Genomic DNA, 14168 nt, shown 5'->3' with positions numbered 1-14168 from the left:
CCGTGGCAGAGGTTAGCCATGGTGGCGCCCCTTGAGCTCGACCAGTTGCCCCCCTTCCAGGCGCAGCACCCGATCCGCAAGTGCGCCATAGCCCGGGTTGTGGCTCACCAGCAAGAGGCCGGCGCCGGTATCGCGCACCGCCGCCATCATCAGCCCCATCACCTGCTCGGCGTTGTGCTCATCGAGGCTCCCGGTGGGCTCGTCCGCCAACAGCCACTGGGGCTTGTGAATGAGGGCGCGGGCCAGGGCCACCCGCTGGCGCTGGCCGCCGGAGAGCTGTTCCGGCCAGGCGTGGCGCTTGTGGCTCATCCCAAGGCGATCCAGCAGGGCATCGAGGCGCGCCATGTCGCGGGGCAGGTGGTTTATCTCCAGCGGCAGGCGAAGGTTCTCCTCAACGGTCAGGGTCGGCAGCAGGTTGAAGTCCTGATAGACGATGCCAAAATGCCGGCCCCGCAAGCGGGCCCGCTCGTCCGCTGGCAGAGTGTCGAGCCGGGTCTCCCCCAGCCAGATCTCCCCCTCGTCCGGGGCAATGAGACCCGCGATGAGGTTGAGCAGGGTGGACTTGCCACAGCCGCTCTGCCCCAGCAGCAGACAGGTTTCGCCGGGGGAGAGCCGAAGATCCAGCCCCTCGAACAGGGGGAGCGTCTCGCCGCCGCTGGCGAAGCGTTTACTGAGGTTGCGCAGGTTCAGCATGGGATAACCGGTTGATGGCCAATGGCTTTCACAATGTCAGCCACTATGCCAGTTAGTGATCGCGCCTGCAAAAGGGATGAGGATCCTCGCTGGATCCCGCTCGCCAGAGGTGGTTAGAATAGGGGCTTCCATGGGTCACAGGATGAGCAAGGATGTTACACAAGCAAGTCAGTTTTATCGTCGACAGCAAGGGGGCCAAGCAGGCTGCCGTGGTCCCCATCGATATCTACAACGAGCTGATGACCCTGCAAAAGGCGCTCTCCGACAACAAGCCCGGCGAGCGCGAGCTCTACCACTTCAACGGCAAGGGGGCCGAGGCCCATGGCTATCCGGTAGGCAAGCGCCAGAATCCCGGCTTCATGGTGCAGGCGGGCTCCACCGCCAACGGGGAGGATGCCGCCTCCTTGCGCGAGGCGGTGATTGAGCTGCGCCAGGAGTTGCTGGCCAAGGGGGTGCTCATCCCCCGAACCGAGGGGGGCTTCGTGTTCGGCACCGATCAGCTGTTCAACAGCCCGAGCCTGGCCGCCAGCCTGGTGGCGGGCAACAACAGAAGCGGGCTGGATGCCTGGCAAAACAGTGCTGGCTACACCCTCAAGCAGTCCGGTTTTGGCAAGAAGACCCCCTGACGTCCCCTGTTCGGGCCGCGCCGCCTGCCCCGAGGCGGGCGGTCCGGCCTCAGGGTCGGGGTGGCGGTGACTTCCCTGTTCGCTGCTAGCCTCAATGCCAGACGGTTCTCAAGAGAAGCGCACCCATGTCTGGATCCTCACGCCTTGCCCCCTTGCTCGGGCTCTGCCTGTTCTGCGGCCCCGCCCTGGCCGATAGCGGCCCCCTTTCCCTGACGCACACCGGCGTCGGCCTCTTCGCCCTCGTCATCTTCGTGCTCGCCTATCTCCTGGTGATGGCCGAAGAGTACCTCAAGCTGCGCAAATCCAAGCCGGTGCTGATCGCCGCCGGCATCATCTGGATAGCCATTGGCGTCGTCTATGCCGGGCAGGGACAGAGCCCCCTGGCACACGAGGGGTTTCGGCAAAACCTGCTGGAGTATGCCGAGCTGATGCTGTTCCTGCTGGTGGCCATGACCTACATCAACGCCATGGAGGACAGGTTGCTGTTTGCCGCCCTGCGCGCCCGCCTGGTGCGGGCGGGGCTCAGCCTGCGCACCCTGTTCTGGCTCACGGGATTTCTGGCCTTCTTCATCTCCCCCGTGGTGGACAATCTCACCACGGCGCTCTTGATGTGTACCGTGGTGCTCAATGTGGCCAACGGGGATCGCCGCTTCATCAACCTCGCCTGCATCAACATCGTGGTGGCGGCCAATGCCGGCGGCGCCTTCAGTCCTTTCGGCGACATCACCACCCTGATGGTGTGGCAGGCAGGCAAGGTACCGTTCGACCAGTTTTTTGCGCTCTTCATCCCCGCTCTGCTCAACTTCCTGATCCCGGCCAGCCTGATGAGTCTGATGGTGCCGCGCCATGCCCCCAGGGTGCTCGATGAGGAGGTGGTGCTCAGGCGCGGGGCCGTCACCATAGTGCTGCTCTTCCTCCTCACCATAGGGACCGCCGTCGCCTGCCATCACTTCCTGCACCTGCCCCCGGTGCTTGGCATGATGACGGGGCTGGGTTATCTGCAATTTTTCGGTTTCTACCTGCGCAAGACGCAGCGCGGCATCCTGGCGCGGGAACGTGCACTCTACGAGCGTACCGGCGACCATGCGCGCCTGCTGCGCCTCGGCTCCATAGTGCCGTTCGACGTGTTCAACAAGATTGCCAAGGCGGAGTGGGACACCTTGCTCTTCTTCTACGGTGTGGTGATGTGCGTCGGCGGGCTCGGCTTCATGGGGTATCTGGCGCTGGCATCCCAGTTCCTCTACCAGGGGGATCCGACCCAGGCCAATGTGGTCATCGGCCTGCTCTCCTCCGTCATCGACAACATTCCGGTGATGTTTGCCGTGTTGTCGATGGAGCCGCAGATGAGCACGGGGCAGTGGCTGCTGGTGAGCCTGACCACGGGTGTGGGGGGGAGCCTGCTCTCCATCGGCTCCGCCGCCGGGGTGGCCCTGATGGGCCAGGCCCGTGGCATCTATACCTTCGTCGGCCACCTCAAGTGGTTGCCCGCCATTCTCCTTGGTTATATGGTCAGCATAGGGGCGCATCTGTGGCTCAACAGCGCCCTGTTCTGAGCGCCATGGACATTGCAAAGGAAGGGATGATGGGACAACTGTTCGAGGCGCTCTCGCCGCGCCACGTGGCCTTTATCGAGGCGCAGAAAATCTATTTTGTCGGCACGGCGGCGGGTGAGGGCACGGTCAACCTCTCCCCCAAGGGAGGGGATTCGTTGCGCATCCTCGATGCCCATACCCTGGCCTGGCTCAACCTGACCGGCAGCGGCAACGAGTCGGCGGCCCATGTGTTGCAGAACCCGCGCATGACGGTGATGTTCTGCGCCTTCGAGGGGGCGCCCATGATACTGCGGGCCTATGGCCGGGCGCGGGTGCTGCACCGGGGCGACCCGAACTGGGAGGCGGCGCTGGCGCGCTTCCCGGCCAGCGTGGCGGCCCGCCAGATCTTCCTGCTCGACATTGAACGGGTCCAGACCTACTGCGGCATGTCGGTGCCCCTGTTTGACTATCAGGGGGACAGGGAGGATCTCGCCAACTGGTCGGCGCGTCAGGGCAAGGAGGGCATAGAGGCCTACTGGCGCAAGAAGAACCAGCTGAGCCTGGATGGGCTGGAGAGCGAGATCCTGGCCCGCAGCGGCTTGGAGGCTGACGCCTGAGGGCCGCGCCCCTGATGCAAAAAGCCCTGTCCGGTGGACAGGGCTTTTTCGTGTCAGGCTAACCTGAGCCGAAGGGATCGTCAGGCCGCCCCGGCACGTTTGCCGGTGAGCAGCCAGTAGCAGAGCGCCGAGCCCATGCCACAGGCGGCGATGGCCATCGCCATGGGCAGTGGCGACTCGGGCGGGTTGAGGTTGACCAGGATCCCCACCACGGCGCCGATGCCAAAGCGCAGGGTGCCCGCGAGTGCCGAGGCGGTACCCGCCGACTGGGGGAAGTGGCCCATCAGGCCGGTCATGGCGTTGGCCCCCACCAGGCTGATGTGACCGACGAACAGTACCACCGGGATGACGATGCCCCACAGGCCGCCGGTCTGGCTCCAGGCGTTGTAGATGAGCAGGGCCCCGGCGCAGGGCAGCACCATCAGACCGTATTGCAGCATGCGCTCGGCGCCCACCCCCTTGACCAGGCGGCTGTTGACGAAGGTGACCACCATCATCAGCAGGATATTGAGGCCAAACAGCCAGCCGTAATGCTCGGTCGGCACCTTGAAATACTCGATATAGACGTAAGGGGAGGCGCTGATAAAGGCAAACATGCCCGAGCTCGACAGGGCGCCGCACAGCACATAGCCCATGGCGCCGCGGTGGGAGAGCACTCCCCAGTAGTTGCGCAGCACCTGGCCGAGCTTGAGGGGCTGCCTGTGTTCAGGTTTCAGGGTCTCCTGGATCTTCCACTGCATCACCACGCAGATGAGCAGGCTGATGCCAACCAGCAGCCAGAAGATAACCCGCCAGTCGGCATGGGCGCTGATGTAGCCGCCCACCACGGGGGCCACCAGGGGGGCCAGCGTCATCACCAGGATGACGAAGGACATGGCCCGGGAAAAGGCATCCTTCTCGAACAGATCTCGCAGCAGGGCATTGACCACCACGGATCCCGCCGCCCCGCCGGCGGCCTGCAGCATGCGCCAGGCCAGCAGCTCCGGCAAGGAATCCGCCAGGGCGCAGCCCACCGAGGCCACGGCGAACATCGTCAGGCCCGCCAGGATCACCGGCTTGCGGCCGAAGCTGTCGGCGAGCGGCCCGTAGAACAGCTGGCCGATGGCGAAGCCGCCCAAAAAGGCGCTGATGGTGAGCTGGGCCCCGTCGATGCTGGTGGCCAAGTCCCGGGCGATGGCCGGAATGGCGGGCAGGTACATGTCCACCGCGAGCGGGGTCAGGCCCGCCAGGGCGCCGAGCAGGATGAACAGGAAGCGGGGAGAGAGGGTCGTGGCTTGGGGCATAGGGTATCCGAGTCGTGGCAGGGCCGGGAAAAGAGGCAAGTGTTGAGTCTATCAGTTTTGGCAGGCTTGAGCAGGTCTATCCTGGCCCGGGCCCTGAGGGCAGATCTGCGAAGGAATTAGCGCACCGGACGGTATGCTCGGTGGCGGCAGAGGAGCAGGAGCCAGCCGAGCCACCCGAGCAAGGAGAGGGCATTGCCTGCCCGCTCGGGCCAGCGCGCCGTCAGCCTGAGGGTGAGGCTGTGGCTGCCCGCCGGCACCCAGAGCTGCATCAAGCCCTGGGGGTTGGCGCTCACCGTCAGCATCAGGTGCTCGTCGAGCCAGGCCTGCCAGCCGGGGTAATCATACTGGTGCAGGACCAGCCGGGTCGGCACGGTCGCCGTCACCGCCAGGGTCAGGGCCCTGGGTTGCCAGCGGTGCAACGTCCAGCTGGCGCCCGGGGGATCGGCGCTCACCGGGGGCTGGAACTCGTCCTTCCAGGCGAGCAGGGTCGGGGCGAACATGCCCCCCGGCACCTGCCTTGGCCTGTACTCCCGGGCGCTGCGCTTGCTGTCGAACTCGAACGTCATGGCCTCCCGGGTGGGGGCCTGGGTGAGGGGGGCGTGACGGACGTAGGCGAGGGTGGTGATCAGGGTCAGCAGGAGTGTTCCCCACCAGAACCATTGCCAGGGGCGGTGCGTGGGGGTACCCAGGGCAACCACGGCGACCGTGGCCAGGGTGAGGATAAGATTGAGTCGCCAGGGAAACTGCACTCGCTGCAGGGGGGGCAGCAGGCTCCAGAGCGGCTGGCTCACGGGCAGCATCATCAGGAAGGCGATGACGCCGATCGCCCCCCAACACAGGAGCTCGGGGTGGCGCGGCTCGCGGGCGGCGGCCCAGGCGATGAGCAGCAGGGCCAGGGTCAGCAGGCTCTGCCACGCCAGGTGCCCACGAAAGCGCCAGTCTCCCCAGCCCGAGGGCAGGCGGTCCAGGAAGTTGCGCCGAAAGTCGAACATGCCGCCGCGCATCAGCTCCATGGAGATGGCCCCCTGATCCGCCAGGGCGGGCAGCAGCAGGGCGGCCGCCATGCAGAGCCCCAGTCCCTGGGCCCCCAGAGCTATCCAGCAGGGGTGCAGATCCCGTACACGCCAGGAGAGCCAGAGGGCGCGCACGCTGACCAACCCCATCATCAGCAGCAGGCTGGGCAGGTGGGAGAAGGCCAGCAGCGCCAGACCCAGGATCAGCAGGGGCAGGCCCTGGCGCAGGCCGCGATGGGCGAGATCCTGGCCAAGCAGGATCAGCGGCGCCCAGGCGAAGGCCCAGAACTCCGCCAGGGCGAAGCGGGCATAGAGATCCATGGCCAGGTGATAGGGCAGGATCAGGTAGAGCAGGCTGACCGCCAGGGCTCGGCCCGGGGGCGTGGTGGCGCGCAGCCACAGATAGGCGAACGTGCCGGAGAGCAGCAGCGCCAGGGTGGCGCTGCCGAGCAGGGGGTAGATGGCTTGCTGGGCGGGGGCACCGGGGCCGGCAAAGAGGGCGCTGACGTAGTAGGGGAGCGGGGGGTAGAAGAAGAAGGTGGGGCTGCCAAAGCCGCCGTTCATGGCCATCAGCCAGCGGGGATAGAGCTCCCCCTGCCACAGCTGGCGGGCAAAATAGTGGCCCGAGAGCAGGTGGTGGAACAGATCGTGCCCCTGAGTGCCCCCCTGCAGCCAGACAGGCAGCACCAGGAGCGCACTGGCCAGTGCCAGGATCAGGGGCACCAGTGCCCACTCCTTGCCTCCCTTCATGCATCCTCTCCCTGCCACGCCCATGCGCAGTGAGTGTAGACGAGTCAGCTGACGCAGCGACGCGTTTGGGCCAGAGCTTTGAGCCTGTCAGCGCGGTATGGCGAGCCAGAGGCCGGGTTCGGCGCCAAAGCGGGGGGCAAACCAGTGCGTCTGGTGGGGGAGCGGCATCTCGTTCTGCGCTATGGGGCGGCGACTGAGGCGGCAGGCCCCCTGGGTGAGCGCAAGGGCGGCATCCCCCTGATACCAGCCGTCGGTGACGGGTAATGCCGTGGTTTCCCTAAGCAGCCGTACTCCCCACTGAGTCACCAAGGCCGGGCAGGTTCGCTCGGCCAGCCTGGCGGCCTGCACCATGGCGGGCGGCGCTGGCGGTATCAGGATGGTTGCGAGCAGCAGCAGGCTCGCCGCCATGGTCGGCAGTTCGCCCTGGCGCGGCAGCATGCCCGCCAGCAGCACTATACCGAGCAGTGTAATGGGCGCCAGGTGGCGGGGATTGTCGGGGTTCTGGCCAAACAGGGTCCAGAGCAGCAGGGCGAGCCAGTAGAGGGTCCAGAGCAGGGAGAGGGCGGCGGTCTGGCCCTTTAACCGCTGCCAGGCTGGCAGCAGGAGCAAGGCCCCCATCATCAAGGGCCAGAGCGGGGTGAGCTGCTCGTTGAAGGTGCGCGCCCAGCTCAGCAGCCGATCGCCGTGGGCCGCCGCCGTGTTGCCCCAGAGGGTAAAGTGGCCGTCGGTAAAGCGCCGCCCCTCGCTGAAATAGGCCCAGCCGTCGGCCTGCCAGACAAACAGCAGGCAGGCTAGCCCAACCAGCGCGATGGGGAGCATAAACCTGACGCGCGTGCCCTGCTGCGCCAGACCGAGCCAAAAGGGCAGCAGCGCCAGCACCAAGTAGGAGGGGCGCAGCGCCAGCAGCAGACCCAGCAGCAGACCGGCCAGTGTTATCTTGCGATGCAGCAAGGCCAGCAGCGCCCCGAGCCAGGTGGCCAGCGCCGGCCCATCCGAGAGGCCGGAGAGCGCCAGTGTCGGGGTGAGCGGCAGGGCCAGCACCAGCAGCCAGACCGGCGCAAAGAGACCCGGGCGTTGCCACAACCTGGCCGCAAGCCCAGCGGCGAGTGGTGCGATCAGCGCCGTGCCGAGCAGGCTGGTCCACTGCACCGCAGCGGCGGGATCGTCCACCGCCAGGTTGATCAACCGTGCCAGCCAGATAAAGGCGGGGTAGCCCGGAAAGTGGGGGGAGAACTCCAGCACGCTGAAGCGCGTCACCCCGTGGGCGAAATTGAGGGCATCATCGGAATCGAGCGCCACCGGGAAGGCCAGCAGCCAGCAAAGCCACACCCCTTGCAGCAGGATCAGCAGCCAAATGGTGGTTGAGCAGGAGGAAGCCCAACGCAGAGACCTTGCCTTCCCCCTCATCCCCATCCCTTCTCCCGCAAGGGGAGAAGGGGGCAAACCGGCGTCCGGGTGCATCTAGCGGCAGGCAGTGCGTAGGGTGGGTAGAGCGCAGCGAAACCCACCGTTTGTCACAGCGAGATGGCGCAATGATTGGCAGGTTGCCATCAAAGCGGCGCCAGCACGGCCATCAGCGCTTTTTCTGCATCGGTAAAGGCGGCGGCATCGGCGGGCTTGGCGCCTACCCCGAATACCCCCGGGTTGCCAATGGCGTCGAGCACCCTGGCCAGCGCCTGTTCGGCGGCCTTGCGATCCCCTTCGACGAGGGAGGGGAGGATCAAATCGAGGAAGCGCTTGCTCTTGACCACCAGCACCTTGGCGGTCTGGTAGTCGCCAAGGTTCTGGCTGGCCCCCTCAAGGCGGCGTTCGATCTCCGCCTTGTAGGCCCGGTTGAGCAGGGCCGCGGTAGCCGCGGCGTCTTTGGCCTTGATGGCGGCCGCGAGCGGTGCTTGCAGCTCGACCTTGTGGTGCTCTTCCAGATAGGTCAGCTCGTCGGCAATCTCGCTCAAGGTGGCGCTGGCATCCTTGCCGTCAGTGGCGGCGGTCAGCAGTGCCTCGCGGGCGTCGATCAGCGGCTCCTTGCCTGCGGCGGCGTAGGAGTAAGCCTGTGCCTGCCCGCTCAGCGTCAGCAGCAGGGTGAGGGCAAGTAAACCCGGGCGTATGTTCATCCTGTTCTCCTTACTTATGCCAAAAGGTTATGCCAATGGCGCGGCCCTCAGGCCACGCTCTGGGTTTCGATCACGGTGTTTTCGTTGCGATGATTGAAGGTGTTGCGGCGTCTGTCTACTTGTTGGACACCGACAATCATCAGGCCACGCTCTGGGTTTCAATCACGGTATTTTCATTGCGATGGTTAAAGGTGTTGCGGCGTCTGTCCACCTCCCTCGTTCACCACATTCAGGGGCCATCACGCCACGCTCTGGGTTTCGATCACGGTATTTTCGTTGCGATGATTGAAGATGGCGTGGCGTCTGTCCACCCCGTCGATCACCATGTCGGCCGCCATCATGCCCATCTCCATGGCGGTGTCGGTGAAGATATAGCGAAACGTCCCCTGGCGACCGGTCATGATGAGGTTGCCTATCGGCATCAGCGCCTTGATGGCTTCGTTGCGGCGCGCCTGATAGCCGAGATCCATCAGCGGATAGGCGTACTCGCTGCGCGCCTCGAAAGTCTCATCGCCAAGCTTGGCGGTATCGACGCCGAGGTTCGCGAGATCGGCGGTGACCCGGCCGCGCAGATCGGCCAGCGGCGCCTGCCAGGTGGCATCGCCCGGGTTGCAGGGGATCTCCAGCATCACCGAGGTCTGGCCCTGGGGCGCCATAAAGGGGCTGCGCCGGCGCGGCTCCTGCAGACGGGTGGCCAGAATATGGGGGTCGGAGAGGTACTGCCAGGTGTTGTCCGACAGGTTCTCCTGCTTGAGCGGCATATTGACGAAGCGAAGCGACCGGTAGTGCAGATCGCACGGCAAGCCCAGATGCTGGCAGGTGAGCGGCAGCGGCAGGGTGGAGATCACCTGATCAAAGCGCTCGCTCTGCTCAACGTCATCTTGTTTCCAATACACCCGTTCGATGCGGCCATCGGCCTGCTCGAGGCGGGTGATGGTGGCGCCGGTTTTGAGCTCAACCCCCTCGGCAACCAGCCGCTCCCCCAGGGTGGTGAAGATCTGGCCAAAGCCATATTTGGGGTAGCGATATTTGCGGGCATAGGTGCGCACCGAAATGCTGCCGTTGCGTCTTGGCAGCAGGCGGCGAGCCACGTCTTTGAGATCGATCAGGCTGATGCGCTGGCCGGCCCAGTCGGCGGAGAGCTTGTCCGGGTTGATGCCCCACAGTTTGCCGGTGTAGCCCTCGAAGAACTGGCGATAGAGGGTGCGACCGAAGTGGCTCTGGATCCACTCGGCAAAGCTCGCCTTGGCGAAATCGTCCGGCTTCTTGGCAAAGGGCAACAGCAGCAGATCTTTCACCGCACCGGCCATCAGGGTGAGCGGGGCGGTCTTGAGCAGGTTGGTCAGATTGAGGGGGTAGTCATAGGTGCGCCCGCCAAAGCGGATCACGCTCTTGCGCTCGGCGTGGAGCAGATCGTCGCCCATCAGCTCGTCGATAAAGGCGAGCAGCTCGGGGTTCTTGGTGATAAAGCGGTGGCCGCCGTAGTCGAAGCGATAGTCGCCGTCGCGCCCCTTGAAGGTCTGGGTGGCGCACATGCCGCCCACGACCGGCTCCTGCTCGAACAGGGTGACCGCAAAACCGGCCTGGCAGAGGCGCCAAGCGGCCATCAGCCCTGCGGGACCGGCACCCAGCACCGCAATGTTTTTCTTGTTGTTGTCGCTCATGACTGTCTATCCGAAAAATCTGGCAAAGGAAGAGGCTTAAAAAGCGGCCCCTTGGCCGCTTTTGAGGGAACTGCGCAACGCGCGATCAGCCTTGGGCCCTGGGTTGATAGCTGCGATGCCAGAGGGTGACGAAGATGGCCAGGTAGGCGGCCCAGGTCAGCAGCTGCAGGCCGGCCGGCGAGGCATTGTAGCCAAACAGGGCGCGCAGGAAGGTACCGAAGACCCCCCGATCGTCGAGAACCTGGCTGATGTTGAACACGGGCGTGGTCCAGAAGGTGATGACGTCTGCCGCCTGCAACATGTTGACCGCAGAGGAGAGCAGGCCAGCGGCGATGATGATGATGAGCAGGCCGGTCCAGCGGAAGAAGGGGGCCAGCGCCACCTTGCGGGTGGAGCGCAGCAGCCCCCACACCAACGCCACCGAGACCAGCAATCCGCCCAAGGCGCCGATGAGCCCCTCATGCAGATCCACCCCCTGCCCTGAGTAGATCAGGGCCGAGAAGAACAGCACGGTTTCAAACCCTTCGCGCATCACGGCGAGGAAGGCGAGCAGCACCAGGCCAAAGAGGTTGCCGCCATCGATGGCCGCATCGATGCGTGCCGTCATGGCCCCCACCTGGGATTTGGCCTGCTTCTGCATCCAGATCGCCATGTAGGTGAGCACCAGGGTGGCGAAGAGCAGGATCCCCGCCATCAGCAGGTGGTTGTAGCGCTCGCTCTCGAACTGGCTCACCACCACCTGGAACAGGAAGGCGACGACGAGGGAGGTGATAAGACCGAGCCCGACTCCCAGATAGATGAGCTTGTTGTAGCGGCTCGCCCCCAGCTTGGCGAGGTAGGAGAGGCAGATGCCGACCAGCAGGAAGGCTTCCAGCCCCTCGCGTAGGGTAATGAGAAAACTTGCGAACATCAGGATTGAGGCTCCGTATCGGGCGTGACGGGGAGGGGCTGCAGGGTCAGTTGCAGCCGATTGAGTTGCACTATGGGTGGCGCCGGCAAGCCCGGCTCGGCGGCGCGCACCGCATCACTGACCCACTTGGGGTAGGTGCGGAAATTGAGTCTGATGTCGGCCTTGAAGGGCCCCTGGGCATCCGCCGGCAGCGGCCAGGCTTCATCGCGCCAGCCATCGGCCGGAATGCGGGTGTCTTCAAGGAGCTTGGCGTAGCGCCAGAACTTGAGTCCCACCGGCTTGCCCTCGGCATCGCCGAACACTTTTCTGAACAGCCGCGCATCCTCGGGCACGGCGCCGTTCACCGGCTGGCCGCTGGTGAGCACGATGTTTCCGTTGGCGTCGGTGACGGTCAGCTCCAGCCAGATCTCGCGAAAATCGGCCACCCCGGTGGGGAGGGCGTGGCCGGCGCCGACGTTGGTAACCCGCACCACCAGCTGGCGGTTATCGACAGTCCCATCAATGCGGGCGGAGAGCGTGGCGCTGGCGCGCAGCAGTGCCAGGCTCTCCTGCTCGAGGGCCGGGTTCCTCAGCCCCACCAGCTGGTGCTGGGCGCCGGTGAAGTTGTGGCGATAGAGCCGTTCCTTCACCGGGCCGTTTTCGGTGGATTGGCCCGCTACCGGTGCGCCGCCGTTGCCGGGCTCCGGGTTCATGTGGCAGTCGATGCAGGTGCGCCGCTTGGCGAGATCCTCGGCCTTGGCGAAGCTGGAGTTTTCCCACTCGTCCCAGGTGTTGACGATGTTGGCGCCGGTGCCCGGGGCAAACTCGTTGTGGCACGACTTGCACAGGGCCGCATCCCGGTAGAAATCCTTCTGGTAGGAGGCTTTGTGCATGGCGGGGCGGGAGTTGATCTGCCGCTCGGCCAGCCAGTGCTGAAGGCTGCCCCCCGGGGCATCCTCGAACACATAACTCTCCCTGTCTTTCAGGTTCACCGTGAAGGCACTGTTGCCACCAGCATCCTCGAGTTTGGTGATGCGATGGCACAGCACGCAGCCGGTGCCTTCCTCGACAACCGGTTCACCTGCCTTGTGGGCCGCAACCAGCGAGGCGCCGCCCTGCTCAAACATGTGGGAACCCTTGGGCAGATCCTGCTGGCCGTTCAGCACCTGCTGGGGCATGTGGCAGCCCTGACACCACTGGCCGAACGCTTCCCCTTCGGTCTCGCGGGCCAGCGCCTGCACCACCTTGTAGTAGGGGTGGGAGTTGCCCATCAGCCGGTGGTTGCTCTCGCTCCAGTCCTTGAAGGCCTGTTGGTGGCAGTTCTGGCAGGAGGCGGAGTTGAGCCACTCTTTTGGGTGAGTGGTCGGCGCCTTGGCGGGATCTGTGCGCGGGGCATCGAGTCGCAGCCAGTTGGCAAGGTAGGGGAGGTTGCCGTCCGCCGTCACGAAGGCGTGCAGATCTTCCATCATCGCCTTCACCTCGGGTTGGGGCTTGGCGGGATCCACCATTGCCCCGCCATCTCGGGTGTCGTGGCCCATGCCGCCCTGGGTTTGCTGAGTCATGCGCAGGTATTCGCCGACAAAGTCCCCCGCCACCATGTTGGCGAGGTTGGCGTGGCCGTTGATGGCGTTGTCGCCGCTCTTCTGGCGATGGGCCGCCATCAGGTGGCGGTTGGTGAAGTTGAAGCCGTCCAGATGGCAGGAGTTGCAGCTCATCCAGTTGTCCCCGGCCATGGGGAAGCGGCTGTTGGCGGCGGTATTACCCAGGTTGAACAACCGCTCGCCGCGTTTGAGAGGCTCGGGGCGGGGATCCGTCTCCACCAGTTTGGCGAAGTGGGGCACATCCACTGTCACCCGGGCGAAGGGGCCGCTGCCGCCGGTACTGAGGCGGGTGAGATCCTGCCCCATGGCGTTGTGCACCAGGATATGGTCGCCGTCTACAAACAAGTCCCGCGGATTCTGGCCCGGCAGGTGGCGCAGCAGCTGGGTCGCCTTGGCGCCCCCCTGGAACTTCTTGCGGCGATGGCGGTTGCTGTTCTGCTTGCCGCTGCGCGAGAGGTCGAACACCAGCAAGTCCTCGGAGCCCGCCAGGGTCAGATAGACCCGCTTGCCATCGGCGGCGAAGCGCGCCGCGAACGGGTTGGAGACGATCTGGCTGCGGTTGCCGACGTTTGGCAGGTTGATCTGCAAGAAGAGCTGCTTTCTTTCATCTACCCGCTCTTTCTCCTCATCGAGATCGATGATGGAGACCGCCGGGAAGACGGTGCTCTGAAACTGGAAGGGGTGGTCGAAACTCCACAGCACATGGGGCAGCCAGGCTTCGCTGCCATCGGGGGAGAGGGCGATGCCATCGAGCAGGCGCGGCAAGCCCTGGGAGTCGCTTGGTGTGGCGCTGTGGGTCTCGGCCAGGGTGATGAGGCTGGGTTTGGGCAGGGTGGCACCCTTGGCGCTATTGCCAAGCTTGGCGAGATCATAGATGGCGAGTTGGCCCGTCATAGCGTGGGTGAGCAGCAGGCGATCGTCGTCGGTCAATGCCAGCCCGCGCGGGGTCTCGGCAGTCTCTGCATCCAGCTGGAGCTTGCCTGAGCTGTCATAGGCCTGCAGGTGACCCGATTCGAACAGGCTGACCCAGAACCAGCGCCGCTTGGGGTCGAAGATGACGCCGTAGGGTCGATGGCCGGTGGGGATCGCCTTCTCCAGATCGAGATCATCATCCAGCAGCAGCAGGCGATCGCCGCTGTAATCGGTGACCAGCAGGGTACCGTCGTCTGCGCGGGCCAGCTGGCGCAGATCCCCCCCCAGTTGCACCTCGTTGAGTCGCTTGCCGATTTTTCGTTCAAGCAGGGTGACCGAGCCGGCGCTCTGGTTGGCGGTGACCAGGCGCGGGGCGTTCCCCTCGTCATAGGCGATCATGGCAGTGCCCATCTCCTGGGCCGAGGCAGTCCCCGGCAGCAGGGCGGCGAACATCAGGGATAACAACAACTTCAACAT

General features: G+C 65.1%; 11 protein-coding genes. 3 read left to right on the top strand and 8 right to left on the bottom strand.

What is annotated here, in order from left to right; translation table 11 throughout:
• Window positions 1-12 precede the first annotated feature (12 nt).
• Complete coding sequence (locus tag KW824_RS02450; RefSeq protein WP_218408797.1) at window positions 13-693, bottom strand: ABC transporter ATP-binding protein; 681 nt, start codon at window positions 691-693, stop codon at window positions 13-15.
• 152 nt (window positions 694-845) lie between these two features.
• Here KW824_RS02450 and KW824_RS02445 point away from each other — a divergent pair, with 152 nt between their 5' ends.
• The 3 genes from KW824_RS02445 (at window position 846) to KW824_RS02435 (ending at window position 3468) form a co-directional block, all read left to right on the top strand.
• Window positions 846-1319: a DUF4357 domain-containing protein gene (locus KW824_RS02445; RefSeq protein WP_171269643.1), complete on the top strand. Its 474-nt coding sequence runs from the start codon at window positions 846-848 to the stop codon at window positions 1317-1319.
• 125 nt (window positions 1320-1444) lie between these two features.
• Window positions 1445-2872 (top strand): sodium:proton antiporter NhaD, encoded by a 1428-nt coding sequence (gene nhaD / locus KW824_RS02440; protein ID WP_218408796.1) that lies wholly within the window; start codon window positions 1445-1447, stop codon window positions 2870-2872.
• A gap of 29 nt (window positions 2873-2901) precedes the next feature.
• A complete protein-coding gene (locus KW824_RS02435; protein WP_218408795.1) occupies window positions 2902-3468 on the top strand; it encodes a pyridoxamine 5'-phosphate oxidase family protein in 567 nt (188 codons plus the stop codon).
• Between the two features lie 80 nt (window positions 3469-3548).
• Here the strand turns inward: KW824_RS02435 and KW824_RS02430 are convergent, their stop codons facing one another.
• From KW824_RS02430 to KW824_RS02400, 7 genes are all read right to left on the bottom strand, one after another.
• Window positions 3549-4751, bottom strand: coding sequence for a Bcr/CflA family multidrug efflux MFS transporter (locus KW824_RS02430; RefSeq protein WP_218408794.1), 1203 nt, complete (start codon window positions 4749-4751; stop codon window positions 3549-3551).
• A gap of 116 nt (window positions 4752-4867) precedes the next feature.
• The gene (locus KW824_RS02425) at window positions 4868-6514 is read right to left on the bottom strand and encodes a hypothetical protein (protein ID WP_218408793.1); all 1647 of its coding nucleotides are present in this window, start codon (window positions 6512-6514) and stop codon (window positions 4868-4870) included.
• An 87-nt stretch (window positions 6515-6601) separates the two neighbouring features.
• Window positions 6602-7864 (bottom strand): hypothetical protein, encoded by a 1263-nt coding sequence (locus KW824_RS02420; protein WP_218409076.1) that lies wholly within the window; start codon window positions 7862-7864, stop codon window positions 6602-6604.
• A gap of 200 nt (window positions 7865-8064) precedes the next feature.
• Window positions 8065-8625, bottom strand: a complete 561-nt coding sequence (locus KW824_RS02415; protein WP_218408792.1) for a hypothetical protein — start codon at window positions 8623-8625, stop codon at window positions 8065-8067.
• Between the two features lie 239 nt (window positions 8626-8864).
• Window positions 8865-10289, bottom strand: coding sequence for an NAD(P)/FAD-dependent oxidoreductase (locus KW824_RS02410; protein ID WP_218408791.1), 1425 nt, complete (start codon window positions 10287-10289; stop codon window positions 8865-8867).
• 85 nt (window positions 10290-10374) lie between these two features.
• Window positions 10375-11199 carry an FTR1 family protein gene (locus KW824_RS02405; RefSeq protein ID WP_042648106.1) on the bottom strand — a complete coding sequence of 275 codons (825 nt, stop codon included), beginning with the start codon at window positions 11197-11199 and terminating at the stop codon, window positions 10375-10377.
• The gene (locus KW824_RS02400) at window positions 11199-14168 is read right to left on the bottom strand and encodes a YncE family protein (protein ID WP_218408790.1); all 2970 of its coding nucleotides are present in this window, start codon (window positions 14166-14168) and stop codon (window positions 11199-11201) included. Before KW824_RS02400 ends, KW824_RS02405 begins: the two co-directional genes overlap by 1 nt.

The sequence above is a fragment of the Aeromonas sp. sif0611 genome (genome assembly GCF_019218845.1).
Classification (GTDB): domain Bacteria; phylum Pseudomonadota; class Gammaproteobacteria; order Enterobacterales; family Aeromonadaceae; genus Aeromonas; species Aeromonas media.
The sequence above is the reverse complement of the archived record's forward strand: the minus strand, read 5'-3'. Positions and strand labels throughout refer to the sequence as shown.

Excerpts from the sequence above, each read along its gene's own strand:
- KW824_RS02425 (WP_218408793.1), bottom strand. The coding sequence starts at position 6,514 with ATGAAGGGAGGCAAGGAGTGGGCACTGGTGCCCCTGATCCTGGCACTG.
- KW824_RS02445 (WP_171269643.1), top strand. The coding sequence starts at position 846 with ATGTTACACAAGCAAGTCAGTTTTATCGTCGACAGCAAGGGGGCCAAG.
- KW824_RS02400 (WP_218408790.1), bottom strand. The coding sequence starts at position 14,168 with ATGTTGAAGTTGTTGTTATCCCTGATGTTCGCCGCCCTGCTGCCGGGG.
- KW824_RS02415 (WP_218408792.1), bottom strand. The coding sequence starts at position 8,625 with ATGAACATACGCCCGGGTTTACTTGCCCTCACCCTGCTGCTGACGCTG.
- KW824_RS02405 (WP_042648106.1), bottom strand. The coding sequence starts at position 11,199 with ATGTTCGCAAGTTTTCTCATTACCCTACGCGAGGGGCTGGAAGCCTTC.
- KW824_RS02450 (WP_218408797.1), bottom strand. The coding sequence starts at position 693 with ATGCTGAACCTGCGCAACCTCAGTAAACGCTTCGCCAGCGGCGGCGAG.
- KW824_RS02435 (WP_218408795.1), top strand. The coding sequence starts at position 2,902 with ATGGGACAACTGTTCGAGGCGCTCTCGCCGCGCCACGTGGCCTTTATC.
- KW824_RS02430 (WP_218408794.1), bottom strand. The coding sequence starts at position 4,751 with ATGCCCCAAGCCACGACCCTCTCTCCCCGCTTCCTGTTCATCCTGCTC.
- KW824_RS02410 (WP_218408791.1), bottom strand. The coding sequence starts at position 10,289 with ATGAGCGACAACAACAAGAAAAACATTGCGGTGCTGGGTGCCGGTCCC.
- nhaD (WP_218408796.1), top strand. The coding sequence starts at position 1,445 with ATGTCTGGATCCTCACGCCTTGCCCCCTTGCTCGGGCTCTGCCTGTTC.